18 protein-coding genes and 1 pseudogene are annotated in these 25,584 nt (G+C 73.8%); 1 reads left to right on the top strand and 18 read right to left on the bottom strand.

Annotation, left to right across the window (positions count from 1 at the left end; genetic code table 11):
* A pseudogene (locus ACIQVD_RS07655) lies at positions 1-99 on the top strand (ATP-binding protein); the annotation flags it as partial.
* Positions 100-189: 90 nt separating this feature from the next.
* On the opposite strand, the gene cimA reads toward ACIQVD_RS07655, so the two are convergent.
* The 18 genes from cimA to gatC form a co-directional block, all read right to left on the bottom strand.
* Positions 190-1,794, bottom strand: coding sequence for a citramalate synthase (gene cimA / locus ACIQVD_RS07650; protein WP_402286678.1), 1,605 nt, complete (start codon positions 1,792-1,794; stop codon positions 190-192).
* 329 nt (positions 1,795-2,123) lie between these two features.
* Positions 2,124-2,690, bottom strand: coding sequence for a Uma2 family endonuclease (locus ACIQVD_RS07645; protein ID WP_400681618.1), 567 nt, complete (start codon positions 2,688-2,690; stop codon positions 2,124-2,126).
* A gap of 99 nt (positions 2,691-2,789) precedes the next feature.
* Positions 2,790-3,902, bottom strand: a complete 1,113-nt coding sequence (locus tag ACIQVD_RS07640) for a branched-chain amino acid aminotransferase (protein WP_400681620.1) — start codon at positions 3,900-3,902, stop codon at positions 2,790-2,792.
* A 174-nt stretch (positions 3,903-4,076) separates the two neighbouring features.
* Positions 4,077-5,114 carry a 3-isopropylmalate dehydrogenase gene (locus ACIQVD_RS07635; RefSeq protein ID WP_111556143.1) on the bottom strand — a complete coding sequence of 346 codons (1,038 nt, stop codon included), beginning with the start codon at positions 5,112-5,114 and terminating at the stop codon, positions 4,077-4,079.
* 63 nt (positions 5,115-5,177) lie between these two features.
* A complete protein-coding gene (locus tag ACIQVD_RS07630; protein ID WP_402286674.1) occupies positions 5,178-5,759 on the bottom strand; it encodes a Uma2 family endonuclease in 582 nt (193 codons plus the stop codon).
* Positions 5,760-5,787: 28 nt separating this feature from the next.
* Positions 5,788-8,916, bottom strand: coding sequence for a S8 family serine peptidase (locus tag ACIQVD_RS07625; protein WP_402286671.1), 3,129 nt, complete (start codon positions 8,914-8,916; stop codon positions 5,788-5,790).
* A gap of 95 nt (positions 8,917-9,011) precedes the next feature.
* Complete coding sequence (locus ACIQVD_RS07620; protein ID WP_400681632.1) at positions 9,012-9,182, bottom strand: hypothetical protein; 171 nt, start codon at positions 9,180-9,182, stop codon at positions 9,012-9,014.
* 279 nt (positions 9,183-9,461) lie between these two features.
* Positions 9,462-11,042 (bottom strand): phosphoglycerate dehydrogenase, encoded by a 1,581-nt coding sequence (serA, locus tag ACIQVD_RS07615; protein ID WP_111556141.1) that lies wholly within the window; start codon positions 11,040-11,042, stop codon positions 9,462-9,464.
* Between the two features lie 214 nt (positions 11,043-11,256).
* Positions 11,257-12,255, bottom strand: coding sequence for a ketol-acid reductoisomerase (ilvC, locus tag ACIQVD_RS07610; protein ID WP_033214860.1), 999 nt, complete (start codon positions 12,253-12,255; stop codon positions 11,257-11,259).
* A gap of 108 nt (positions 12,256-12,363) precedes the next feature.
* Positions 12,364-12,888 carry an acetolactate synthase small subunit gene (ilvN, locus tag ACIQVD_RS07605; RefSeq protein WP_100838483.1) on the bottom strand — a complete coding sequence of 175 codons (525 nt, stop codon included), beginning with the start codon at positions 12,886-12,888 and terminating at the stop codon, positions 12,364-12,366.
* A gap of 23 nt (positions 12,889-12,911) precedes the next feature.
* Positions 12,912-14,762, bottom strand: coding sequence for an acetolactate synthase large subunit (locus ACIQVD_RS07600; RefSeq protein WP_400681634.1), 1,851 nt, complete (start codon positions 14,760-14,762; stop codon positions 12,912-12,914).
* A gap of 272 nt (positions 14,763-15,034) precedes the next feature.
* A complete protein-coding gene (locus tag ACIQVD_RS07595) occupies positions 15,035-18,064 on the bottom strand; it encodes a putative bifunctional diguanylate cyclase/phosphodiesterase (RefSeq protein ID WP_402286668.1) in 3,030 nt (1,009 codons plus the stop codon).
* A gap of 299 nt (positions 18,065-18,363) precedes the next feature.
* A complete protein-coding gene (locus tag ACIQVD_RS07590) occupies positions 18,364-21,393 on the bottom strand; it encodes an AAA family ATPase (RefSeq protein WP_402286666.1) in 3,030 nt (1,009 codons plus the stop codon).
* A 74-nt stretch (positions 21,394-21,467) separates the two neighbouring features.
* Complete coding sequence (locus ACIQVD_RS07585; protein WP_402286664.1) at positions 21,468-21,701, bottom strand: hypothetical protein; 234 nt, start codon at positions 21,699-21,701, stop codon at positions 21,468-21,470.
* 191 nt (positions 21,702-21,892) lie between these two features.
* Entirely contained in the window at positions 21,893-23,392 is a 1,500-nt protein-coding gene (gene gatB / locus ACIQVD_RS07580) for an Asp-tRNA(Asn)/Glu-tRNA(Gln) amidotransferase subunit GatB (RefSeq protein ID WP_402286662.1), read from the bottom strand.
* A gap of 26 nt (positions 23,393-23,418) precedes the next feature.
* Positions 23,419-23,658: a hypothetical protein gene (locus ACIQVD_RS07575; protein ID WP_100836260.1), complete on the bottom strand. Its 240-nt coding sequence runs from the start codon at positions 23,656-23,658 to the stop codon at positions 23,419-23,421.
* On the bottom strand, positions 23,655-25,148 hold the full coding sequence (gatA, locus tag ACIQVD_RS07570) for an Asp-tRNA(Asn)/Glu-tRNA(Gln) amidotransferase subunit GatA (RefSeq protein WP_400681651.1): 1,494 nt from the start codon (positions 25,146-25,148) through the stop codon (positions 23,655-23,657). The genes ACIQVD_RS07575 and gatA overlap by 4 nt, the downstream gene beginning before the upstream one ends.
* A gap of 5 nt (positions 25,149-25,153) precedes the next feature.
* Positions 25,154-25,450 (bottom strand): Asp-tRNA(Asn)/Glu-tRNA(Gln) amidotransferase subunit GatC, encoded by a 297-nt coding sequence (gatC, locus tag ACIQVD_RS07565; RefSeq protein WP_400681653.1) that lies wholly within the window; start codon positions 25,448-25,450, stop codon positions 25,154-25,156.
* Between the last annotated feature and the right edge of the window lie 134 nt (positions 25,451-25,584).

Below are 25,584 nucleotides of genomic sequence, written 5' to 3'. Positions count from 1 at the left end.
GAGATCCCCATCATCACCCTCGACGCCCGACGCCGCGACAGCGCCAAGAGCGCCCTCATCACACTCGTCGAACACGCCCTCCTCGCCCGACTCCGGTGAAGGCCCGTCAAGGGTGGTAGTGGACACGCCAGCAGGGGGCGTGCGGAGCCTTCCGCACGCCCCCTGGGCACTTCCGCGCACCGACCGGTGCTACGGCTGCTGATCGGCCCTCAGCAGCCCGTAGGTGTACGCGTCCTCCAGCGCCACCCAGGACGCGGCGATCACGTTGTCCGCGACGCCGACCGTCGACCAGGTCCCGGTGCCGTCGGTGGACTCGATCAGCACCCGGGTCTTGGACCCGGTGCCGTGCTGGCCCTCCAGGATGCGGACCTTGTAGTCCACCAGCTCCAGCTTCGCCAGCGGCGGGTAGATCGGCTCCAGCGCCGCGCGCAGCGCCTTGTCCAGCGCGTCCACCGGGCCGTTGCCCTCGCCGGTGGCCACCTTCCGCTCGCCCTTGGCCCACAGCTTCACGGTGGCCTCGTTGCCCGCGAAGCCGTTCGGTCCCTGCTCGCTGATGGACCGCCAGGACTCCAGCGCGAAGAACCGCTGCCGCTCGCCGCCGTTCACCTCGTCGCGCAGCAGCAGCTCGAAGGAGGCGTCCGCCGCCTCGTAGGTGTAGCCGAGGTTCTCCTGCGCCTTCACCCGGGCCACCACCCGGCCCGCCAGGTCGCGGTCGCCGGTCAGGTCGTAGCCCAGCTCCTTGCCCTTCAGCTCGATCGACGCCCGGCCGGCCATGTCGGACACCAGCATCCGCATGGTGTTGCCGACCAGCGCGGGGTCGATGTGCTGGTACAGGTCCGGGTCGACCTTGATCGCGGAGGCGTGCAGGCCCGCCTTGTGCGCGAACGCCGAGAAGCCGACGTACGGCTGGTGGGTGGACGGAGTCAGGTTCACCACCTCGGCGATGGCGTGCGAGATCCGGGTCATCTCGGCCAGCGCCCCGGCCGGCAGCACCCGGCGGTCGTACTTGAGCTCCAGCGCCGCCGCGACCGGGAACAGGTTGGCGTTGCCGACCCGCTCGCCGTAGCCGTTGGCGGTGCACTGCACGTGGGTGGCCCCGGCGTCGACGGCGGCCAGCGTGTTGGCGACCGCGCAGCCGGTGTCGTCCTGGGCGTGGATGCCGAGGCGGGCCCCGGTCTCGGCCAGCACGGTGGCGACGATCTCGCGCACGCCGGAGGGCAGCATGCCGCCGTTGGTGTCGCACAGCACCACCACGTCCGCGCCCGCCTCGTGCGCGGTCCGGACGACCGCCAGTGCGTACTGCGGGTTCGCCCGGTAGCCGTCGAAGAAGTGCTCGCAGTCGATGAACACCCGGCGGCCCCGGGCGCGCAGGAACTCCACGCTGTCCCGGACCATCTCCAGGTTCTCCTCCAGCGTGGTGCGCAGCGCCAGCTCCACGTGCCGGTCGTGCGACTTCGCCACCAGCGTCACCACCGGCGCGCCGGAGGCCACCAGCGCGGCCAGCTGCGGGTCCTCGGCGGCCTTCCCGCCGGCCCGGCGGGTCGCGCCGAACGCCACCAACCGGGCATTGCGGAACTCCAGCTCGGCCTGGGCGCGGGCGAAGAACTCGGTGTCCCGGGGGTTGGCGCCGGGCCAGCCGCCCTCGATGAAACCGACACCGAACTCGTCCAGGTGGCGCGCGATGGCCAGCTTGTCCGCCACCGTGAGGTTGATGCCCTCGCGCTGGGCGCCGTCGCGGAGCGTGGTGTCGAAGACGTGGAAGCCGTCGCTGGGGCGGCTGTTGGCCTCGGTCATGGCCCTGGGTTCTCCGTTCGGTGGAGTTACTGCTGCCGGGATCGGAATCCGGCTCCACTGTCCAGCATCCCGCGCGCGTCCCCGGTGTCTCCGGCCCCCTCGTGAGGGCCCGGGCCGGTCCGGGAGGCAAAACAAAAGACCCCTCGCGGGTGCGAGAGGTCTGCGCGCGGGTCTGGACGCTCGTGGTCGCTCCGCGATCTGGGTGTAGCCGTGGAGCGGTCACTGCGGACCGGCGCGCCTGCTGCTAATCATCAGCGAAAGCGAGGACACCCTCGCAGTCTTGCACACGCCCCGGGGAACGGAAGGCCCGTCTCGCCATCCGGAACGGGTCAGGCCAACCGGTCCGTCGCCAGGTCGAACCCGAACGGCTTCGGCAGCGGCAACGGGTCCCCGAACGGCACGGTGGTGGTGGCGGCGTACTCCCCGCTCTCCGGGTGGCTGTGCAGCACCACCTTGCCGGCCTTGCGGTCCACCAGCAGGTACAGCGGAATCCCCGCCGCGGCGTAGCCCTTCCGCTTGTCCCAGCGGTCCTTCGCGGGGTTGCTGGAGGTGACCTCCAGAACCATGACGATCCCGTCCGGCTTCATCCACGCGGGCCGGCCGTCGAACGCCCCCTCGTGGGCGAACGTCCCGTCGGGGATGAACCTGCCGCCGGGAACGATCAGTCCCTTGTTCCCGGCGAACGTGATGTCCGCGTCGCACAGCCGGAACACCTGGCGGACGATCCGGCCGATGGCGCCCTCGTGGTCACCGTCCGGCGGTGGCGTCACGACGATCCCTCCCTCGAAGAGCTCGGCCTTGAACCCCTCCGGGGTGTCCAGGGCGAGGAATGCCTTGAGGAGGTCGTCCTCCGGGCTGCGGTGGACGTCGGCGGTGTCGTACGTCGCGGCGCTCATCGTCACTCCCTCCGATCCGGGCTGCTCAACGAGTGGGGCGTTCCGAGGCTACCGGGCCCGGGCATTCCGCCATGGAATGCCCGGACCCGAGGTCCGGGGTCAGGCGATGGTGTGCATCCAGCCGTGGGTGTCGGGGGCCTGGCCGCCCTGGATGGCGAGCAGGGCCTCGCGGAGCTTGAGGGTGACGGGGCCGGGCTCGCCGGTGGCGACGGTCCAGTCGGCGGTGGCGGACTTGACGTGGCCGACGGGGGTGATGACGGCGGCGGTGCCGCAGGCGAAGACCTCGGTGATGGTGCCGTCGGCGTTGCCGCGCTTCCACTCGTCGGTGGAGATCCGCCGCTCCTCGGTGCGGTGGCCGAGGTCGGCGGCCAGGGCGAGCAGCGAGTCGCGGGTGATGCCGGGGAGCAGGGAGCCGGAGAGCTCGGGGGTGACGACGGTGGCGTCCTCGCCCTCGCCGAGCACGAAGTAGAGGTTCATGCCGCCCATCTCCTCGACCCACTTGTGCTCGGTGGCGTCGAGCCAGACCACCTGGTCGCAGCCCTTGGCGGCGGCCTCGGCCTGGGCGACCAGCGAGGCCGCGTAGTTGCCGGCGCACTTGGCGGCGCCGGTGCCGCCGGGCGCGGCGCGGACGTAGTCCTCGGAGAGCCAGACCGAGACCGGCTTGACCCCGCCGGAGAAGTACGCGCCGGCCGGCGAGGCGATGATCATGAAGAGGTAGGAGTTGGCGGGCCGCACGCCCAGGCCGACCTCGGTGGCGAACATGAACGGCCGCAGGTAGAGGCTCTGCTCGGGCTGGTTCGGCACCCAGTCGCGGTCCTGCTGGACGAGCAGTTCGACGGCCTCGACGAAGGTCTCGATCGGCAGCTCGGGCATCGCCAGCCGGCGGGCGGAGGCCTGGAAGCGGGCGGCGTTGGCCTCCGGGCGGAAGGTGGCGATCGAGCCGTCGGCCTGCCGGTACGCCTTGAGCCCCTCGAAGATCGACTGGCCGTAGTGCAGCGTCATGTTGGCCGGGTCGATCTCCAGCGGCGCGTACGGCGTCAGCTGGGCGTCGTGCCAGCCCAGTCCCTCGGTCCAGCGGACGGTCACCATGTGGTCGGTGAAGACGCGGCCGAAACCGGGGCTGGCCAGTCGGGCCTCGCGCTCCTCGTCGGACAGGGGGCGTGCGGAGGGCTTGAGGTCGAACGTGATGGGCGCCGGGGTGGGCGTGCTCATGGCTGTCTGTCCTTCACCGTGGGGTTGGGCTGGGCCTCCAACCGTCAGGGCGGGGGAACGCATGACGGCACGGCCCACTGTCGATACTCGCATCCAGAGGGCCGTGCCGAACAGCCGGGCGGCTGTGCTCGCGCTATGAACCGGCCCACCGGCCGGAGACTGTCTTCCGGCCGGTCAGCCGGATACTCGGGCGGCGAGCGCGTCGCCGACCTCGGAGGTGGAGCGGGCGCCGGAGCGGGCGGCGAGGTCCGCGGCGACCGCGTCCTCGACCCGGGCGGCCTCGGCGGCGAAGCCGAGGTGCTCCAGCAGCATGGCGACCGAGAGGACCGTGGCGGTCGGGTCGGCCTTGCCCTGGCCGGCGATGTCCGGGGCGGAGCCGTGCACCGGCTCGAACATCGACGGGAACTCGCCGTCCGGGTTGATGTTGCCGGACGCGGCCAGGCCGATGCCGCCGGTGACGGCCGCGGCGAGGTCGGTGATGATGTCGCCGAACAGGTTGTCGGTGACGATCACGTCGAAGCGCTCGGGCTGGGTGACGAAGAAGATCGTCGCCGCGTCCACGTGCAGGTAGTCGGTGGTGACCTCGGGGAACTCCTGGCCGACCTGCTGGAAGATCCGGGTCCACAGGTGGCCGGCGTGCACCAGCACGTTGTTCTTGTGGACCAGCGTGAGCTTCTTGCGCGGCCGGCCCTGGGCCCGGCGGTAGGCGTCCCGGACCACTCGCTCGATGCCGTACGCGGTGTTCAGCGAGACCTCGGTGGCGACCTCCTGCGGGGTGCCGGTGCGCAGCGTGCCGCCGTTGCCGACGTACGGGCCCTCGGTGCCCTCGCGGACCACCACGAAGTCGATCTCCGGGTCGCCGGCCAGCGGCGACTTCACGTTCGGGAACAGCTTGCCCGGACGCAGGTTGATGTACTGGTTGAAGGCGAAGCGCAGCTTCAGCAGCAGCCCGCGCTCCAGCACGCCGGACGGCACGCTGGGGTCGCCGATGGCGCCGAGCAGGATCGCGTCCTGCCCCTTGATCTCCTCCAGCACCGCGTCGGGAAGGGTCTCCCCCGTCCGGTGGTAGAGCCGTGCGCCGAGGTCGTACTCGGTGGTCTCCAGCTTGACGTCGGAGGGCAGGGCGGTGCGGAGCACCTTGAGGCCCTCGGCCACGACCTCCTGGCCGATGCCGTCACCCGGGATCACTGCGAGACGAATGGTGCGAGACATAAATCGGACACTACAACCCGTCCCACGGCCTGAGCACGCACCGTCCACCATCCGGACGGACGGTCAGACCAGCTCGACCTCGACCGGGAACGGGTGCTCGACCTTGAGGCGGTCGTGGAAGATGCCGGTGGGCGTGTAGTGATTGCTCGCCGGGTCCAGCTCGTAGGCGTAGACGACCGGACGGCCGTCGACGTTCTCCACCCGCCAGAAGTACCGGATGCCGGCGGCGGCGTACTTGCGGGGCTTGATCTCGCGATCGCGCGTCCGCGATCCGGGCGAGACGACCTCCACAGCGAGGAGAACGTCCTCGGCCAGGAAGTAGGTCTGCTCCTGCCCGGTGTCCGAGCCGCTGTCCACCACCACGAGGTCGGGTTCCGGCCGGTTCCGGCCATCCAGCTCGACCGTCATCTCAGGCCAGACCTCCCAGCCGTCGGGCACCGCCGCCGCCAGCGCGCCGTACAGGGCGAGGATGACTCGGATGTGGAACTTCGCCTGCGGACTCACGAAAACCAGGCCCCCGTCGATCAACTCCGTGTGCGGCGGGAGGTCCGGCAGCCGGTCCAGGTCGTCGGCCGTGTAGCCGCCCACGGGCGGGCGGAGCCAGTCCGGGTACGGGTCCGGGTCGACGCTCATCAGTGCTCCCATGGTGGGGATTCCGGCCTGTGCGACCAGGCTACCGGGCCCCTTCCCGCCCGGGGTCACCCTCTGGGGTGAGGAGCTGGACGCGGCGGCCGGTCGGGTTGAGGTGGTGGAGGACCAGGGCGGCGGGCAGGGGGGTGTGCAGGACCTGGCCGGGGTGGACGGGGGTGAGGACGGGGGTGGGGAGGGCGGGGTCGAGGGGGTAGGGGCCGAGGGTGGTGAGGGCGTCGGCGGGGTCTTCGGAGGGGGCGGTCCAGAGGGTGTAGCGGGGGTGGGTGAGCGGGGGGAGGGCGGTGAGGCGGACGGGGAGCAGGAGGGTGTCGGAGTCGAGCAGGGCGGTGTCGGTGTCGCCCCAGCGGCCGTTGAGCGGCTGGACGTCGAGTTCGGCGCCGGTGCGGGCGTCCAGGGTGCGGGCGACCAGGACGTCGCTGCCGGGGAGGCGGTCGGCGACCACGGTGGCGTCGGGGGTGCCGTCGCCGTCGGCGTCCAGCGAGGCGCGCACGCCGAGGGCGCCGGCGGGGGTGGCGGCGGGGGCCCACAGGACGGCGGCGAGGTAGAGGGTGCCGCGGCCGTCGACGGCGGCGGCGGCGCGGCGCAGGTTCGCGGAGCGCTCGGCGGGGTCGTCGACGCAGGTGTCGGTGCCGGCGGCGGGGCAGTCCGGCCAGCGCGGTCCTTCGCCGCCGGGCTGCAGGACGCTGAGCAGGCCGGGGCGCGGGGCGCCGGAGACGGCGAAGGTGGCGGCGGTGCCGAGCACGGTGGTGCCGGAGGCGGCGCGCGGGGCGGCGAACAGCGGGACGCGCAGCGGCGGGAGGGTGTCGTCGGCGGGGGTGAGGGTGAGCCGGCCGGAGAGTTCGCCGCGGTAGCTGCGGGCGTGTCCGGCCTGGAGCAGGTCGAGGGTGGGGTCGGGGGCCCGGCCGAGGTCGGGGCCGAGCCGGAGGGTGACGGTGACGGTGGCGCTGCCGTGCGGCGGCAGGTCGACCCGGGCGGGCGAGATCCCGAAGGACGCGCCGGGCAGCGCGGTGGCGGGCGCGTAACCGGTGGCGTACGCGAGCGGGCGGTCACCGAGGTTGCGGACGGTCACCGCGCGGGTGGCGGTGGCGGCGCCGGTGGCCTCGACCACGCCGAAGGAGACGCCGACCGCGCCGTCGGTCTGCGCGCCGTACGCGAGCACGGGGGTGCGGACCGCGGCGTCGACCCGGACCCGGCCGCTGCCGGTGCGCTCGGGGCCGTACACCGGGCCGGTGCGGCCGTCGTGCGGGTAGGTGTCGGTGGCGGTGTCCATCAGCGCGGCCTTGACCTGGGACGCGTCGTAGTCGGGGTGCGCGGAGCGGACCAGCGCGGCCAGGCCGGCCAGGTGCGGGGTGGCCATCGAGGTGCCGTCCTCGCGCATGCCGCCGGTGCCGGTGCCCGCCTTGGCGGACCAGATGGTCTCGCCGGGGGCGGCCAGGTCGGGCTTGACGACGCCGTCGACGCCGATGCCGCGGGAGGTGAAGGAGGTCAGGGTGTCGGTGCGCTGCGGCTGGTCCTGCGGGACGGCGCCGTGCAGCGGGTTGCCGGGGGTGGCGAGGCGGACGGTGACCGGGCCGTGCGCGGCGGCGTCGAGCAGCCGCTGCCCGTCGGCGCGGGCCAGGATCGCGGCGGGGATGCGGTCGTCGCCGGCGATCTCGCCGAGGTTGTCGCCGTCGGCGGCGTAGAGCGCGCCGACGGCTCCGGCGTCGGCGGCGTGGTCGGCGCGCGGGGCGGAGCCGCAGGCCCGGTCCGGGTCCTTGGTGGTCCAGCGCAGGACGGCGACCTTGCCGCGCAGCCGGTCGGCGTCGGCGGGCGAGAAGGGCGCGCAGCCGTCCGACTGGTCGGCGGGGACGGCGAGTCGGCCGCTGACCTCGGTGTCGTCCCAGTGCGTGTACTTGCTGCTCCAGTGCGCGGGGACGTTCCCGGCCAGGGCGGCGGGGGCGAGCACGGTGACGCCGTCGGCGTCGCCGTGCGGGTCGACCGAGGCGGCGGCGGTGAGCACCCGGGCGGCGGTGCCGGGGCTGCCGCCGACGCCGTACACGTCGCCCTCGTTGCCGGCGGCGGCGACCACGACGGTGCCGAGTGCGGCGAGCCGGTCGGCGGCCAGCGCGTCGGCGTCGCCGGGGCGGCCGTAGGGGCTGCCGAGCGAGAGGTTGACCACGTCGAGGCGGTCGGACGGGTCGCCGTCGCCGTCCGGGTCGGCGGCCAGGTCGAGGGCGGCGGCGAGCTGGTCGGTGGAGCCCTCGCAGCCGAACACCTTGATCGCGTAGAGCCGGGCGCCGGGGGCCGCGCCGGGGGCGACCCGGAAGCCGGCCGGGTCCAGGCCGGGCCGGTAGGGGCCGCGGTAGGTCCCGCCGTCGGCGGTGACGCCGTACCCGGCGGCGGTGCCGGCCACGTGGGTGCCGTGGCCGTTGGCGGCGCAGTCGAGCGGGTTGTCGTCGGGGTGCGGGTCGGGCTGGTAGTGGGCGGCGGCCGGGTCGGGGTCGTAGTCGTCGCCGACCAGGTCCTTGCCGCCGACCACCTTGGCGTTGGGGAACAGCCCGGCGGGCGCGGGCGCGGCGCCGTCCACCGCGCGGTACGCCTCGGCGGTGCCGGGGCCGCCGAAGTCGGCGTGGGTGTAGTCGATGCCGGAGTCGACGACGCCGATCCGGACGCCCTCGCCGGTGCGGCCCTCGGGGCCGTCCCAGACCTGCGGGGCGCCGGTGAGCGGCACCGAGTACCCGTTGGCGCGCCGCTTGGGCGTGACGGGGCGCACCGCGCGGACCCCGGGCAGGGCGGCCAGCCGCGGCAGCGCGGCGGCGGGCAGCCGCAGGGCGAGGCCGCTGACCAGGGTGCGGGTGCGGTAGAGCGGGCGGGCGTCCGGGACGGCGCGCCGCAGGGCCGCGGTGAGCGTGTCCAACGAGCGTTCCGCGGCGGCCCGTTGGGCCTGTCCGGCGGTGGCGGCGGCGCGCCGGGTCTGGTCGGGGGTGCGCAGCTCGCGGCGGGCGTCGTCCCGGGCCCGCTGCCAGGCGGTGGCGGCGGGCTCGGTGTCGAGCTCCACGAACACGGTGGTGCGGGGTCCGTCCGGGCCGGCGGCCTGGGCGGCCGAGGCGGGGACGACGGCGGCCGGGGCGAGCAGGGCGAGGGCGGCGAGGAGGCCGAGAGGGGTGCGCACGGCCCCAAGGTAGGAGCCGCCGCCGGGCCGGGCGGGGAGGTTCACCGCACGGGTGACGGTCCGTCACCCGTCCGGCGCAGCAGTGGGGTTGGCGGTCAGTCGGTCACCTGGGCGCCGTTGTCGCGGCGGTCGAGGGCGCGCTGCAGGGCGGCCGCGGTGCGCGGGTCGGCCGGGACGGCGCGGCGGCGGCGCCGGGCCGCGGGGCGGGCGGCGGTGGCGGTCTCGGCGGCGGCGGGGGCGGTGGTGCGGTCTGCGACGAACGGCATACCGGGCTCCTTGGTGCGGGGGCGCGACGGCGCGCTGGCGGGGTGAGGGGGGTACGCCGAGCAGGGATCGCCTGCCGCACCGCGTACGGGCCGTACGGGCCGCTCGCCCCGTCGTTGCGGGGGTGGCTCACCGTAGGACTACTCCACGGTACGACGGCGGGGCCGCGAGGTCAGCAGATTTACTTGGATTTCCTAGTATCTGAGACGGAGTTCACTCCCGGGTATGCGAACGGCCCTTCCGTCTCAAGGTCGGAAGGGCCGTTCGGAGCTGCCGGGGCGTCAGCCCAGGTTCACCGAGCGGGCGAACTTCGCGCCGATCGCGGTCGCGATCTCGGACAGGACCTCCGGGGAGACCTCGCTGTCCACGGTGATCGAGGCCAGCGCGCTGTCGCCGTCCCGGGCGACCTGCATGCCGGCGATGTTGATGCCCGCGTCGCCGAGGATGCGGCCCAGGGTGCCGACCACGCCGGGGCGGTCCTGGTAGTGGAAGAACGCCATGTGGTCGGTGAGCGCCACGTCGACGTCGAAGCCGTCCACGCCGACGATCTTCTGGGCCTGCTTCGGGCCGGACAGGGTGCCGGAGATCGACACCTCGCCGCCGTCGGCCAGGGTGCCGCGCACGGTGATCACGTTGCGGTGCTCGGGCGACTCGCTGGAGGTGGTCAGCCGGACCTCGACGCCGCGCTCCTGGGCGAACAGCGGGGCGTTGACGTAGGACACCGTCTCGGCCACCACGTCCTCGAACACGCCCTTGAGCGCCGAGAGTTCGAGCACCTTGACGTCGTGCTGGGTGATCTCGCCGCGGACCTCGACGTCCAGCCGGACGGCGACCTCGCCGGCCAGCGCGGTGAAGATCCGGCCGAGCTTCTCGGCCAGCGGCAGGCCCGGGCGGACGTCCTCGGCGATCACGCCGCCCTGGACGTTGACCGCGTCCGGCACCAGCTCGCCGGCCAGCGCCAGGCGCACCGACCTGGCGACCGCGATGCCGGCCTTCTCCTGCGCCTCGTCGGTGGAGGCGCCCAGGTGCGGGGTGGCGACCACGTTGTCGAAGGCGAACAGCGGCGAGTCGGTGCACGGCTCCTTGGCGTACACGTCCAGGCCGGCGCCGGCGACCCGGCCCTCCTGGAGCGCGCGCAGCAGCGCGTCCTCGTCGACGATGCCGCCGCGGGCCGCGTTGACGATCCGCACGCTCGGCTTGACCTTGTGCAGCGCCTCGTCGCCGATCAGGCCGATGGTCTCCGGGGTCTTCGGGAGGTGGACGGTGATGAAGTCCGCGACCTCCAGCAGCTCCTCCAGGGAGAGCAGCTTGACGCCCATCTGGGCCGCGCGGGCGGCCTGGATGTAGGGGTCGTACGCGACGATCTTCATGCCGAACGCGGACATCCGCTGCGCGACCAGCACGCCGATCCGGCCGAGGCCGACCACGCCGAGCACCTTCTCGCTCAGCTCGACGCCGGTGTACTTGTTGCGCTTCCACTCGCCGCCCTTGAGCGCGGCGTTGGCGGGCGCGATGTTGCGGGCGACCGAGATCAGCAGGCCGCAGGCCAGCTCGGCGGCGGTGACGATGTTCGAGGTCGGCGCGTTGACGACCATCACGCCGGCCTTGGTGGAGGCGGCCACGTCCACGTTGTCCAGGCCGACGCCGGCCCGGGCGACGACCTTCAGCTTCTTGGCGGCGGCCAGCGCCTCGGCGTCCACCTTGGTGGCGGAGCGGATCAGGACGGCGTCGACGTCGGCGATCGCGGTCAGCAGCTCGGTGCGGTCGGCGCCGTTGCAGTGCCGGATCTCGAAGTCGGGGCCCAGCGCGTCGACGGTGGCGGGCGACAGCTCTTCGGCGATCAGTACGACAGATTTGCTCACGACAGTGTGTCCTTAACTGTCCGGTTCACCCCGCCGCACGGAGGTGGCGCGCACAGGGCGGGGGGAAGGTGGCATGTCGCGTAGCTAGACGCACGACGCTGTGGGCCTGACGCGTGGTTCGGAGTCTATCGGCGGGGTGGTACGGGGACTGCTCCCGTCCGGCGAAATCACCCGGACGGGAACAGCCTTGTTGTACAACCGGGAGGAGGCGGGATCAGGCCTCCTGGTCCACCCAGCTCATCAGCTTGCGGAGCTTCTTGCCGGTGGTCTCCAGCAGGTGCTCGCTGTCCGCGTTCTTGTACTCGTTGTACTTCGGCAGGCCCGCCTTGTACTCGGCGATCCAGGTGTTGGCGAAGGTGCCGTCCTGGATCTCGGCGAGGACCTTCTTCATCTCGGCCTTGGTGTCGGCGGTGATGATGCGGGGGCCGGTCACGTAGTCGCCCCACTCGGCGGTCTCGGAGACCGACCAGCGCATCTTCTCCAGGCCGCCCTCGTACATCAGGTCGACGATGAGCTTCAGCTCGTGCAGGCACTCGAAGTAGGCGATCTCGGGCTGGTAGCCCGCCTCGACCAGGGTCTCGAAACCGGCCTTGACCAGGGCGGCGGTGCCACCGCAGAGGACGGCCTGCTCACCGAACAGGTCGGTCTCGGTCTCCTCGGTGAAGGTGGTCTTGATGACGCCGGCCTTGGTGCCGCCGATGCCCTTGGCGTACGACAGCGCCAGGTCGAAGGCCTTGCCGGTGGCGTCCTGCTCGACGGCCACGATGCAGGGGACGCCGCGGCCCTCCTGGTACTGGCGGCGGACCAGGTGGCCCGGGCCCTTCGGGGCGACCATGCAGACGTCGACGTCGGCCGGCGGCTGGATGAAGCCGAAGCGGATGTTCAGGCCGTGGCCGAAGAACAGCGCGTCGCCCGCCTTCAGGTTCGGCTCGATCGCGTCCTTGTAGACGTCGGCCTGGATCGGGTCCGGCACCAGGATCATGATGACGTCGGCCTCGGCCGCGGCCTCGGACGGGGTCACCACGCGCAGGCCCGCCTCCTGGGCGGCGGCGCGGGACTTGGAGCCCTCCAGCAGACCGACCCGGACGTCCACGCCCGAGTCGCGCAGCGACAGCGCGTGGGCGTGGCCCTGGCTGCCGTAGCCGATGACCGCGACCTTGCGGCCCTGGATGATGGACAGGTCGGCGTCGTCTTCGTAGAACAGCTCGGCCACGGGGGCACATCTCCTTGCGTGGTGGTGGTGCCGGGGGTTCCTACCGTAGGCCCACCCGGCGGACTTCGACGGCAGTGCTCAGTTGGTAAGACGGTGGTGGCGGGCGGGTCAGGCGGAGCGGTCGAGGGCGCGCAGCGAGCGGTCCGTGATGGAGCGGGCGCCCCGGCCGATCGCGACCAGGCCGGACTGCACCAACTCCTTGACGCCGTACGGCTCCAGCATCCGCAGCATGGCCTCCAGCTTGTCCGAGGAGCCGGTGGCCTCGATGGTCACCGCGTCGGGCGACACGTCGACGGTCTTGGCGCGGAACAGCTGGACGATCTCGGTGACCTGGGAGCGGGTCTCCGCGTCGGCCCGGACCTTGACCAGGACCAGCTCGCGCTGGACCGCCTGGGACTGGTCCAGCTCGACGATCTTGATCACGTTGACCAGCTTGTTGAGCTGCTTGGTGACCTGCTCCAGCGGCAGCTCCTCCACGTTGACCACGATGGTCATCCGGGAGATGTCGGGGTGCTCGGTCGGGCCGACCGCGAGCGAGTCGATGTTGAACCCGCGGCGGGAGAACAGCGCGGCGATCCGGGCGAGCACGCCGGGCTTGTTCTCGACCAGGACGGACAGGGTGTGCTTGGACATGGTGGTCATCGCTTTCTAGTCCGTCAGTCCAGGTCGTCGCCGAAGTCGGGGCGCACGCCCCGGGCGAACTGGATCTCGTCGTTGCTGGTGCCGGCCGCGACCATCGGCCAGACCATCGCGTCCTGGTGGACGATGAAGTCGATGACCACCGGGCGGTCGTTGATCTCCATCGCCTGCTTGATCACGGCGTCCAGGTCCTCCGGGCGCTCGCAGCGCAGGCCGACCGCGCCCATCGCCTCGGAGAGCAGCACGAAGTCCGGGACGCGGGTGCCCTGGGCGGGCGGCTCGATGCCGTCGTGGTCCGGGCCCGCGTGCAGCACGGTGTTGGAGTAGCGCTGGTTGTAGAACAGCGTCTGCCACTGGCGGACCATGCCCAGCGAGCCGTTGTTGATCACCGCGACCTTGATCGGGAGGTTGTTCAGGGTGCAGGTGGTCAGTTCCTGGTTGGTCATCTGGAAGCAGCCGTCGCCGTCGATCGCCCAGACCGGGACGTCGGGCCGGCCGGCCTTGGCGCCCATCGCGGCCGGGACGGCGTAGCCCATCGTCCCGGCGCCGCCGGAGTTCAGCCAGGTGGCGGGCTTCTCGAACCGGATGAACTGGCTGGCCCACATCTGGTGCTGGCCGACGCCCGCGGCGTAGATCGCGTCCGGGCCGACCAGCTGGCCGATCCGCTCGATCACCTGCTGCGGGGAGAGCTCGCCCTCGGGGGCCGGCTCGTAGCCCAGCGGGTAGGTCTTCTTCCACTCGTTCAGCCGGACCCACCACTCGGTGTAGTCGCCCCGGCGGCCGGCGTCGAACTCGGCCTGGACGGCGACGATCAGGTCGGCCAGCACCTCGCGGGCGTCGCCGACGATCGGGACGTCCGCCGCGCGGTTCTTGCCGATCTCGGCGGGGTCGATGTCCGCGTGCACGACCTTGGCGTGCGGGGCGAAGGAGTCGAGCCTGCCGGTGACCCGGTCGTCGAAGCGGGCGCCCAGGGCGAACAGCAGGTCGCTCTTCTGCAGCGCGGTGACGGCGGGGACCGAGCCGTGCATGCCGGGCATGCCCAGGTGCTGCGGGTGGCTGTCCGGGAAGACGCCGATCGCCATCAGGGTGGTGATCACCGGCGCGCCGGTCAGCTCGGCCAGGATGCGCAGCTCGGCGCCCGCGTTGGCCTTGAGCACGCCGCCGCCGACGTACAGCACCGGGCGCTTGGCGTTGACCAGCAGCTTGGCGGCCTCGCGGATCTGCTTGGCGTGCGGCTTGGTGACGGGGCGGTAGCCGGGCAGCGCGGTCTCGACCGGCCAGCGGAAGACGGTCTGCGACTGGAGGGCGTCCTTGGCGATGTCGACCAGGACCGGGCCGGGGCGGCCGGTGGCGGCGATGTGGAACGCCTCGGCGATGACCCGGGGGATCTCGGCCGGGTCGGTCACCAGGTAGTTGTGCTTGGTGATCGGCATGGTGATGCCGCAGATGTCCGCCTCCTGGAAGGCGTCCGTGCCGATCGCCTTGGAGGCGACCTGGCCGGTGATCGCGACGATCGGCACCGAGTCCATGTACGCGTCGGCGATCGGGGTGACCAGGTTGGTCGCGCCGGGGCCGGAGGTGGCCATGCAGACGCCGACCCGGCCGGTGGCCTGCGCGTAGCCGGTCGCGGCGTGGCCGGCGCCCTGCTCGTGGCGGACCAGGATGTGGCGGACCTTGGTGGAGTCCATCAGCGGGTCGTACGCGGGGAGGATCGCCCCACCCGGGATGCCGAACACGGTGTCGGCGCCCACGGCTTCGAGCGAGCGGATGAGCGACTGCGCGCCGGTCATGGTCTCGGTGGTCTGGGGACCCGGAGCGTGCGCGGCCGGGTGGTCCCCGCGGCGGGGGGTTGCGGCGTGCTCAGTCATCTGCCTGTCTCTTCTCGGGTTCTGCTCGGGGGGCGACGGTCCGGGCGGCGAACGGTCCCGGCCGGTCTCCGGCGCTGCCTCAATCGTCCGGATTTCAGGTGGTTGAGGCCAGGTGCGGGGCGAGGGCCAACCAGCATTCGTGCAACAAAAAACCCCTCGTGCCAAGGGCATGCGAGGGGGAGGCGCGTCAGGCTGGTTCAGCCGACGCGCCCGCCAAGTACGAGAATTCGGGTGGTCATGGCACCGACCTTCCTCCCACGCGGTGGCGGGTGTCAAGCCGGTGGGACCGCCGTCTCACCATGCGGGCCGCCGCTCGGACCGCCCACCGGATGCCGTTGTGGCAGGTCGAGGCCGGTGTGCGGGGAGCCCGGGCGGACGGTGGCGGCCTCGGCCAGACCACCCGTCCGCGGGTCGGGGGTGAGCAGCGGACGGCGGCCCGTCCCGCCCTGGGGCTGCCGCGGCACCGGGTAGCCGCGGCGCAGCAGGGCGCGGCGCAGACGCAGTTCGTCCAGCGGCCGGTCGAAGGCCAGGCCCTGGCCGCGGCGGCAGCCCAGCTCCTGCAGGACGGCCACCTGCCGGGGGTGGTCCACCCCGTCGGCGCCGGTGGCCAGGCCGAGGTCGCGGGCCAGCCGCAGCGCGTGGCCGGCCAGCGCGCGGGTCAGGGTGGACTCGGCGATGTCCTGCACCAGGCTGCGGTCGAGCTTGAGCGCGTCGAACGGGAGCCGGGCCAGCGCGCCCAGCGAGCCGCCGCCGGCGCCGAACCCGGCCAGCGCGGTGGACACCCCGAGGCGGCGCAGCGCGGCCAGCCGGCGGCCGAGTTCGTCGGCCGTCGCGTCCGGCCCGGTCCGGGCCACCTCCAGCACCAGCAGCTCGGGCGGCAGCCCGGTGTCGCGCAGCGCGGCGGCCAGCGTCTCGTACAGGCCGGGGGCGCAGATCCGCTCGGCGGCGAGCCGGACGGTGACCGGGACGGGCGGGGCGGCCGGGCCGTCGGTGCGGCGGCGGGCGGCGGCGGCGACCGCCTCGGTGAGCAGCCAGCGGGTGAACCGGGTGGCGGCGTCGCCGGATTCGGCGGTGCGCAGGAACTCGGCGGGGGTGAGCAGCAGTCCGCCGGCCGAGCGCCAGCGGGCCTGCGCCTCGACGCCGGTGAGCCGGCCGCCCGCGAGTTCGACCACCGGCTGGTGGAGCAGGGTGAAGGAGCCCTCCCGGACGGCGGCCCGCAGCCGCTCCTCCAGCTCGCCGCGGCGGTCGAGCTCGGCGCGCATCGCGGGGGTGTAGAGCACCACCCGGCCCTTGCCGCGGGACTTGGCCTGGTACATCGCCAGGTCGGCGTTGCGCAGCAGCTCGTCGGCGGCGGCCGCGGCGGGCCCCTCGGCGCCGTCCCGGCCCCGGCGGGCGGCGTTCCGGCCGCCGGGCTCCCTGGCACCGGCGTCCTCGTTCCCCGCGTCCGGGCGGGCCGAGGCGGGCGCGGGTTCGGGCACCGGCAGCGGGGCGTCGGGGCCGAAGGCGATGCCGATCGAGGCGGCGACGCCGAGTTCGGCCCCGCCGATCCAGTACGGCTCGGAGAGCGCGCCGCGGATCCGCTCGGCCAGGTCGCGGACCTGCGGGTGGCCGAGCCGGCCGCGCACCAGCACCGCGAACTCGTCGCCGCCGAACCGGGCCACGGTGTCCTCGCCGCGGACGGCGGACTGCAGCCGGCGGGCGGCCTGCACCAGCAGTTCGTCGCCGACCTGGTGCCCGGCGCTGTCGTTGACCGCCTTGAAGCCGTCCAGGTCGAGGAAGAGCACCGCGACGGTGGTGCCGACCGGGCCCTGCGCGGAGAGCGCGGCCCGGACCCGCTGGGCGAACAGGGCCCGGTTGGGCAGGTCGGTGAGCGGGTCGTGGAAGGCGTTGTGCTGGAGCTGGGCCTGCAGCCGGACCCGCTCGGTGATGTCGCGGCTGTTCAGGATCAGGCCGTCCCGGTACGGGTTGACGGTGGACTCCACGTGCAGCCACTCCCCCTCGCCGGAGCGGATCCGGCACTCGACCCGGGCGGAGGGCTCGCCGTTGCTGAACCTGGCCCCCCTGGTGCGGGCCAGGATGCGGCGGACCTCGGCCAGCACCCGGTCGACGTCCTCGGGGTGGACCAGGTTGAGCAGGTTGCCGCCGACCAGGTCCTCCGGGTCCCGGTTGTAGACCCGCAGCGCGGCGGGGCTGACGTAGGACAGCGCACCGGACGGCCCGGCGATCATGATGACGTCGCTGGAGCCCTGCACCAGGGAGCGGAAGTGCGCCTCCTTGGTGGCGAGTTCCTGCGCCAGCGAGAGGTTGTCCAGCAGCATCACGCCCTGCCGGACGATCAGCGCCAGGCCGACGGTGCTGGCGGCGGCCAGCATCACCCGGTCCAGCGGGCGGCCGCCGAGCGCGTTGTAGAGGATGCCCGCGGTGCACACCGCCGCCGCCGCGTACGGGGTGAGCGCGCTGAAGGTGGAGGACACCCGGCGGCGCGGCAGGCCCTGGGCGGACGGGTGCTCGCGGGACGGGCGGCGGCGGTGCTGCCAGGGGGCCCAGGCCAGCAGCAGCGAGCCGGCGAACCAGCCCGCGTCCAGCAGTTCGCCGGAGTGGTAGTCGCTGTGGAACTGCGGGGTGGTGAACAGCGCGTCGCAGACCACGGTCAGCGCCAGGCCGAGCATCGCGGTGTGCACCGCCGTCCGGTTGCCGTCCCGGCCCCGGAAGCGCAGCCCGACCACCAGGCTGACCAGCAGGATGTCCAGCACCGGGTAGCCCAGGCCGAGGGCCAGCTTCAGCGGGTCGTCGCCGTCGCCGGCCGCGACCCGGCCCAGCGCCAGGCTCCAGCTGAGCGTGAACAGCGAGCCGGCCACCAGCCAGCCGTCCAGCACCAGGCAGAGCCAGCCGGCCGGGGTGCGCGGGCGCTGGGCCAGCACCAGCAGGCCGATGATGGCCAGCGGGGCGAACAGCAGGAAGGTGTAGTCGGCCAGCGAGTCCGGCGGCAGCGGCCGGCGGAGCACCACCTCGTACCAGCCCCAGGCGCCGTTGCCGAGCGCGACCATCGCCGAGGAGAGCCCGAACAGCAGCCAGGCCGGCCGGGTGTGGCCGCCCACCGCGACGCCGTGCGCCAGACAGGACAGGGCGGCCACGAGGGCCGCCCCGGCGAGACCGAAGTCCCCCATCACCAGCGCGAGTTCACTCGATCCCCAGCCGACGGCGGCGCCGGCGGCGTACCCGGCGCAGAGCACCGCGAGCAGCCCGGCCGTCAGGCGGCGGAGCGGGGGACGGGCAGGCGGCGCCGACTCGGTGGAGTTCAATCGACATCTCCCCCTCCGGCCCGCGGCCGTACCGGTGTTCCCGCTTCGGACCCTACACCACTGCGGTCACGCACTGGCACGTCCGCTCAACTTAGAGTAATGAACCGCAGGTGGCGCGGAGCCGGTTGGCGGCGGGATCGCCCGTTCGGCTCAGGCGGACCGGGGCGGCGGCGGTGCCGGGGGCGGTGCCCGGAGCGGTGCCCGGCGGGCACGCGGCAGGCCCGGGGCGGCCTGGGGACGGCCTCGGGGCGGGGTCGGAACGGGGCCGGAACGGGGCCGGGAGGGTGCGTGACGGGGGTTCAGGAGCCGCTGGTGGCGGGCTCCTCCTCCGGGAAGAGCCGCAGCCGGTGGGCCAGCGCGGCGGCCTCGCCGCGGCCGCCGACGGCGAGCTTGGCCAGGATGTTGGAGACGTGCACGCTGGCGGTCTTCGGCGAGATGAACAGTTCTTCGGCGATCTGCCGGTTGCTCCGGCCCAGGGTGAGCTGGCGCAGCACGTCCCGCTCGCGCGGGGTGAGGCCGAGGCCCGGGTCGGTGCCGGCGGCGGCCCGGCGGGCCAGGCCGAGCCGGCCGGCCAGCAGTTCGGCGTCCCGGCGGGTGGTCAGGTCGCCGCGGTGGCGGGCGAGTTCGGCGGCCTCGTGCAGCAGGTCGGCGGCGGCCTCCCGGTCGCCGCCGGCGGCGGCGTCCTCGGCGGCGCGCAGCAGGGCCAGCGCGAGCGGGCCGGGCAGGGCGGCGGCGCGCAGTTCGGTGACGGCGCGCTGCCGGTGGTCGGCGGTGGGGCGGCCGGCGGCGCGGGCGAGTTCGCCGGCCAGCAGGGCGGCCCAGCCGCGGTCGAGGGCGCAGCGCGGGGTGAGCCGGGCGGCCTCGGCGGCGATCCGGGCGAGGGCGGCCTCGCCCTCGGGGGTGCGCGGGTGCTGGTCGGCCTCGGCCTCGGCGGCGTGGGTGAGCAGCGGGAACAGGTGGCCGCCCTGCCGGGTCAGCACGGTGCCGTCGAGTGCCTCGGCGAGCCGGTCGCGGGCCTGTTCGGGGCGGCCGAGCCGGACGGCGAGCCGGACCCCGAGGGTGGCGGTGGGCAGGACGTGCTGGGGCTGGGCGCCGCCGCCGCCGCTGGCGTGGGCGGCGGCCCAGTGGGTCTCGGCCTCGGCCAGGTCGCCGCGGAGCAGGGCGAGTTCGCCGCGCAGCCGGTCCATGAACTCGCCGTGGGTGTCGGCCTCCGGCTTGTCGTCCCAGTCGGCGAGGACGGCGGCGGCCTCCTCGGTGCGGCCGGCGGCGAGCAGCGCCTCGGCGAGGTTGCCGGTGAGGATCGGGCCGGTGTTGAGCATCAGCCCGCTGCGGCGGGCGGCCTCCAGGCCCTGCCGGGCGGCGGTGGCGGCCTCCTCGGCGCGGCCGACCGAGAGCAGCAGGCTGGCCAGGTTGTTCAGGCCGCGGGTGTGCACGTCGGCGTTGCCGAGCGGGCGGGCCTGTTCGACGGCGGCGGCGAGCAGGGCGACGGCCCGTTCGGCGTCCGCGGAGTCGCCGAGCAGTCCGGCCAGGGTGACCCGGGCGTGCACCTCGACGGAGGGCGCGTCGGCCTGGCGGGCGACGTCCACGGCCCGTTCGGCGGTGGCGACGGCGGCGGGGCCGGGGTTGCGGAGCAGGGCGTGGGCGGCCTCCAGGGCGAGCGCCTCGGCCTGCACGGCGGACGGGCCGAGGTCCTGGACCAGCCGCTGGGCGTACTGGATCTCCTCCAGGCCGCCGCTGCGCTTGAGCTGGTCGAGCATCTTGGCGCGCTGGAGCCGGAACCAGGCGGCGCGCAGCGGGTTGCCGGCCTCGTCGACCAGGGCGAGGGCGCGGCGGGCCAGGCCCTGGCCGCGGTCGCGGTCGCCGGCCCGGCGGGCGGCGACCACCGCTTCGGCCAGGACGTCGACGAGTTGCAGCCGCTCGCAGTCCTCGTGCTCGCCGTCGTCGCAGGCGCAGGGCGGGTAGGTCTCGGCCCAGTCGTAGGGGCGCAGGGTGGTGGCGAGGGTCTGTTCGGAGACGGTGTCCCAGAGTTCGACGGCCCGTTCGAGCATGGTGAGCTGTTCGGCGAAGGCGTTGCGGCGGCGGGCGGCCCGGGCGGCGTCGAGGGCGGCGGGCAACGCCCGGGCGGGCTGGTGGGCGTGGTACCAGTAGTCGGCGAGCCGGGCGGTGCGCTGTTCGGCCCGGACGAGTTCCGGGTCGGCCTCCAGGACGGTGGCGAACCGCCGGTTGACGGCCTGCCGTTCGCCGGGCAGCAGGTCGTCGGAGACCGCCTCGCGGACCAGCGCGTGCCGGAACCGGTAGCCCTCGCCGTCGGTGTCGGGGCGCAGGATGTTGGCGCCGACGGCGGTGCGCAGGGCGGCGATCAGCGCGTCCTCGCCGGTGCGGGGGCCGCCGGGGCCGCTCTCGGCGACCACGGCGGCGAGCAGCGCGTGCTCGATCCGGGAGCCGCCCTCGGCGGCGATCCGGACGACCCGCTGGGCCTCCTCGGGCAGCGCCTCGACCCGGACCAGCAGGATGTCGCGCAGCGATTCGGTGACGCAGGCCAGGCAGCCGTCGCGGTAGGCGGCGGCGAGCTCCTCGACGAAGAACGGGTTGCCCTCGGAGCGGCGGTGGATCCGGTCCACCACGTCCCGGCCGGGGGTCTCGGGGCCGAGGATGCCGGCCAGCTGGGCGGCCACCTCGGGCCGGTCCAGGCGCTCCAGTTCGATCCGCTGGACGGTGCGCAGCCGCTCCAGTTCGGCCAGGAACGGCCGCAGCGGGTGGCGGCGGTGCAGGTCGTCGGTGCGGTAGGTGGCGACGATCAGCACCCGGGAGCGGTGCAGGGTGCGGACCAGGTAGGCGAGCAGCTCCCGGGTGGAGCGGTCCGACCAGTGCAGGTCCTCGATGGCCAGCACCAGCGTCCGGTCCCCGGCCAGCCGCTCGAACAGCCGGGCGGTGTGCTCGAACAGCCGGGCCCGGCCGTACTCGTCGTTGCCCTCCCCGTCGGTCTCCCCGAAGTCCGGCAGCAGCCGGGCGAGGTGGCCCTCCAGCCCGGCGGCGGCGGCGTCCAGCTCCGGCCCGAGCCGCCGGTGCAGGCGGCGCAGCGCCGCCGAGAGCGGGCCGTACGGCAGGCCCTCGGCGCCGACCTCCAGGCAGGCGCCGAGCGCGGTGACCGCGCCGTCCACCTCGGCCCGGGCCAGGAACTCCTCCAGCAGCCGGGTCTTGCCGACCCCCGCCTCGCCGCCGACCAGCACGGCCTGCGGCTCCCCCGCCCCCGCCCGGTCCAGCCCGGCACCGAGCAGGCCGCTCTCCCGGCCGCGTCCGACGAAGACCGGGCTGACTGTCTGCTCCATGCCGGTGAGCATGCCACAGCCCTCGGACGCGGCCGAGCGGTTATCCCGGCCGTCGGACCGGCCGGGCCCGCCGGTCATCCCGCGCAGCCCGCCACGGCGCCCGAACGGCCCTGCTCCGCACCGGACTTGGCCCGCTGCGGCGCGGCGGCGCCCCGGCGCCCCGCCCGTACCGCCCTAGCCGCCCGGGCCACCAGCCCGGTGCGCTCCCCGCCGCGGCCGGCGGCGGCCGCCTCGCGGGCCAGCCGCCGGGCGGCGGCCCGGCCGTGCAGTTCGCGTTCCCTCGACTTGAACAACTCGTACTCGTACACGGTGTCTTCCCCTCGTTGCGTGCTGGTGTCCAGCCTCCGCTCCCAGGGGGGTGCGCCGCATGGGGAGCCTGCCCGATCCGGGCGGGCCGCCGGCCCGGAGAACACCGGTGCCCGCCCCCGGTCGGGGACGGGCACCGCGGGCGGAACCGCCTAAGGGGCTCCTTAGGCACCGCCGTCACGCCGTAGGCACCTCAGGCCAGCTTCGCCAGGATGAGGTCCTTGACCCGGGCCGCGTCGGCCTGGCCGCGGGTGGTCTTCATGACCGCGCCGACCAGCGCGCCCACCGCCTGCACCTTGCCGTCGCGGATCTTGGCGGCGACGTCCGGGTTGTCGGCGATCGCCTGGTCGACGGCCGCGCCGAGCGCGGAGTCGTCCGAGACCACGGCCAGGCCGCGCCCGGCCACCACGTCGTCCGGCTCGCCCTCGCCGGCGAGGACGCCCTCGATGACCTGGCGGGCCAGCTTGTCGTTGAGCTTGCCCTCGGCGACCAGCGCGCACACCCGGGCCACCTGGGCCGGGGTGATCGGCTGCTCGGACAGCTCGGTGCCGGTCTCGTTGGCGCGCCGCGCCAGCTCGCCCATCCACCACTTGCGGGCCTGGTCGGCGGGGGCGCCGGCCGCGACGGTCTCCGAGATCGGCTCCACCGCACCGGCGTTGAGCACCGACTGCATGTCCTTGTCGGTCAGGCCCCACTCGGCCTGCAGCCGGGCCCGGCGGACCCGGGGCAGCTCCGGCAGGGAGGCCCGCAGCTCCTCGACCCACTCCCGGGCCGGGGCGACCGGCACCAGGTCGGGCTCCGGGAAGTACCGGTAGTCCTCGGCGTTGTCCTTGATCCGGCCGGCCGTGGTGGAGCCGTCCTCCTCGTGGAAGTGCCGGGTCTCCTGGACGATCGTCCCGCCGTCGGTCAGCACGGTGGCGTGCCGCTGGATCTCGAACCGGGCGGCCCGCTCCACGCTGCGCAGCGAGTTGACGTTCTTGGTCTCGCTGCGGGTGCCGAACGCCTCGGTGCCGTTGGGCCGCAGCGACAGGTTCACGTCGCAGCGCATCTGGCCCTTGTCCATCCGGGCCTCGGAGACGCCCAGCGCCTTGATCAGCTCGCGCAGCTCGGCGACGTACGCCTTCGCCACCTCGGGGGCGCGCGCGCCCGCGCCCTCGATCGGCTTGGTGACGATCTCGATCAGCGGGATGCCGGCTCGGTTGTAGTCCAGCAGCGAGTACTCCGCGCCGTGGATCCGCCCGGTGGCGCCGCCGACGTGGGTCGACTTGCCGGTGTCCTCCTCCATGTGGGCGCGCTCGATCTCCACCCGGAAGACCTCGCCGTCCTCCAGCTGCACGTCGAGGTAGCCGTTGAAGGCGATCGGCTCGTCGTACTGGCTGGTCTGGAAGTTCTTCGGCATGTCCGGGTAGAAGTAGTTCTTCCGGGCGAACCGGCACCACTCGGCGATCTCGCAGTTCAGCGCGAGACCGATCCGGACCGCCGACTCCACCCCGACCGCGTTGACCACCGGCAGCGAACCGGGCAGGCCGAGGCAGGTCGGACAGGTCTGCGAGTTCGGCTCCGCGCCCAGCTCGGTGGAGCAGCCGCAGAACATCTTGGTCTTGGTACCCAGCTCGACGTGGACCTCAAGGCCCATCACCGGGTCGTACGAGGCGAGAGCCTCCTCGTAGGAGACCAGGCTCATGACGCTCACAGCGTCCCTTCTTCAGTCATGGAGGTTCAGCCGAGCAGGACGTCGTCGTCGCCGAGACGCTTGAGCTCGCGGACGAGGAGCGCGGTGCCGGTGATCAGGGCGGCGGCGCCGACCAGGGCGTTGACCAGCTTGAGGGTGTCGTTGTCGGAGCGCGCGGTGCGGGCCTCCTTGACGATGGAGATCGCGCCGAAGGCGCTGGTGCCGATGGACAGCCACAGTCCGGGCTTCGAGTGCTTCCAGCCCTTGGCCTTCTCGATCTTGCTCATAGTGCCGGTGCCTCCTCCAGCAGGGCGTGGCCCCACTTGTCGTTGAGCGCGGCCTCGACGGCGCCGCCCACGCGGTAGAGGCGGTCGTCCGCCATCGCGGGGGCGATGATCTGCAGGCCGACCGGGAGATTGTCCTCCGGGGCGAGCCCGCAGGGCAGCGACATGGCCGCGTTGCCCGCCAGGTTCGAGGGAATGGTGCACAGGTCGGCGAGGTACATCGCCATCGGGTCGTCTGCCCGCTCGCCGATCGGGAATGCCGTGGTCGGGGTGGTCGGGGAGACCAGCACGTCCACGCCGGCGAAGGCGGCGTCGAAGTCCCGGGAGATCAGGGTGCGGACCTTCTGCGCGGAGCCGTAGTAGGCGTCGTAGTAGCCGGAGGACAGCGCGTAGGTGCCGAGGATGATGCGGCGCTTGACCTCGGAGCCGAAGCCGGCCTCGCGGGTGAGCGCGGTGACCTGCTCGGCGGAGCGGGTGCCGTCGTCGCCGACCCGCAGGCCGTAGCGCATGGCGTCGAACCGGGCGAGGTTCGAGGAGCACTCGGACGGGGCGATCAGGTAGTACGCGGGCAGCGCCAGCGTGAACGACGGGCAGGAGACCTCGACGACCTCGGCGCCCAGGTCGCGCAGCAGCTCGACGGACTCCTGGAAGCGCTGCATGACGCCGGCCTGGTAGCCCTCGCCGGCGAACTCCTTGACCACGCCGATCCGCATGCCGCGCACGTCGCGCAGCTTCGCGGCGGCGACCACGTCCGGGACGGGGGCGTCGATGGAGGTGGAGTCGAGCGGGTCGTGCCCGGCGATCGCCTCGTGCAGCAGCGCCGTGTCCAGCACGGTGCGGGCGCACGGGCCGCCCTGGTCGAGCGAGGAGGAGAAGGCGACCAGGCCGTAGCGGGACACCGAGCCGTAGGTCGGCTTGACGCCGACGGTGCCGGTGACGGCGCCGGGCTGGCGGATCGAGCCGCCGGTGTCGGTGCCGATCGCCAGCGGCGCCTCGAAGGCGGCCAGCGCGGCGGCCGAGCCGCCGCCGGAGCCGCCGGGGATCCGGGTGAGGTCCCACGGGTTGCCGGTCGGGCCGTAGGCGGAGTTCTCGGTGGAGGAGCCCATCGCGAACTCGTCCATGTTGGTCTTGCCGAGGATGACGACGTCGGCGTCCTTGAGCCGCTTCGTCAGGGTGGCGTCGTAGGGCGGGATCCAGCCCTCGAGCATCTTCGACCCGCAGGTGGTCGGGATGCCCGCGGTGGTGAACACGTCCTTCAGCGCCAGCGGCACGCCCGCCAGCGGGCCCAACCCGGCGCCGGCCGCGCGCTTCTCGTCGACGGCGCGGGCCGCGGCCAGCGCGCCCTCGCGGTCGACGTGCAGGAAGGCGTTGACCTTCTTGTCGACGGCGTCGATCCGGTCCAGGTGGGCCTGGGCGACCTCGACCGCCGAGACCTCGCCCTTGGCGATCGCGGCGGCCGTCTCGGCCGCCGTGTACTTGATCAGCTCGGTCATCTCGGTCAGTCCTCCCCGAGGATCTGCGGCACGCGGAAACGCTGGTCCTCGCTGGCCGGGGCGCCGGAGAGCGCCTGCTGCGGGGTCAGCGACGGCCGCACCTCGTCCGTCCGCATCACGTTGGTGAGCGGGAGCGGGTGGGAGGTCGGCGGGACGTCCTGCCCCGCGACCTCGGAAACGCGGGCGACCGCGCCGATGATCACGTCGAGCTGCTCGGCGAAGTGGTCCAACTCCTCCGCCTGCAACTCCAGACGCGACAGCCGGGCGAGGTGGGCGACCTCCTCGCGCGTGATGCCAGGCATGCAGCGATCCTCAAGGGTGAGTTCTGGTGGGCCGGTCCCCGCCCCGCGGGGCAGGCCGGTCCTTTCGGTCCTAAGGGGCCATCCTATGGGCAGAAGGGGGACGGCCGACCGGGCGCACGCTTCGAGGGCCGCCC

The organism is Kitasatospora sp. NPDC090308 (assembly GCF_044769485.1).
GTDB classification, from domain to species: domain Bacteria; phylum Actinomycetota; class Actinomycetes; order Streptomycetales; family Streptomycetaceae; genus Kitasatospora; species Kitasatospora fiedleri.
This window is presented reverse-complemented; position numbering and strand designations above follow the sequence as displayed.

What these genes read in the sequence shown, in the direction of transcription:
- cimA (WP_402286678.1), bottom strand. Translation starts at nt 1,794, where the DNA reads ATGACCGAGGCCAACAGCCGCCCCAGCGACGGCTTCCACGTCTTCGAC.
- ACIQVD_RS07645 (WP_400681618.1), bottom strand. Translation starts at nt 2,690, where the DNA reads ATGAGCGCCGCGACGTACGACACCGCCGACGTCCACCGCAGCCCGGAG.
- ACIQVD_RS07640 (WP_400681620.1), bottom strand. Translation starts at nt 3,902, where the DNA reads ATGAGCACGCCCACCCCGGCGCCCATCACGTTCGACCTCAAGCCCTCC.
- ACIQVD_RS07635 (WP_111556143.1), bottom strand. Translation starts at nt 5,114, where the DNA reads ATGTCTCGCACCATTCGTCTCGCAGTGATCCCGGGTGACGGCATCGGC.
- ACIQVD_RS07630 (WP_402286674.1), bottom strand. Translation starts at nt 5,759, where the DNA reads ATGGGAGCACTGATGAGCGTCGACCCGGACCCGTACCCGGACTGGCTC.
- ACIQVD_RS07620 (WP_400681632.1), bottom strand. Translation starts at nt 9,182, where the DNA reads ATGCCGTTCGTCGCAGACCGCACCACCGCCCCCGCCGCCGCCGAGACC.
- ilvN (WP_100838483.1), bottom strand. Translation starts at nt 12,888, where the DNA reads ATGTCCAAGCACACCCTGTCCGTCCTGGTCGAGAACAAGCCCGGCGTG.
- ACIQVD_RS07600 (WP_400681634.1), bottom strand. Translation starts at nt 14,762, where the DNA reads ATGACTGAGCACGCCGCAACCCCCCGCCGCGGGGACCACCCGGCCGCG.
- ACIQVD_RS07590 (WP_402286666.1), bottom strand. Translation starts at nt 21,393, where the DNA reads ATGGAGCAGACAGTCAGCCCGGTCTTCGTCGGACGCGGCCGGGAGAGC.
- ACIQVD_RS07575 (WP_100836260.1), bottom strand. Translation starts at nt 23,658, where the DNA reads ATGAGCAAGATCGAGAAGGCCAAGGGCTGGAAGCACTCGAAGCCCGGA.
- gatA (WP_400681651.1), bottom strand. Translation starts at nt 25,148, where the DNA reads ATGACCGAGCTGATCAAGTACACGGCGGCCGAGACGGCCGCCGCGATC.
- gatC (WP_400681653.1), bottom strand. Translation starts at nt 25,450, where the DNA reads ATGCCTGGCATCACGCGCGAGGAGGTCGCCCACCTCGCCCGGCTGTCG.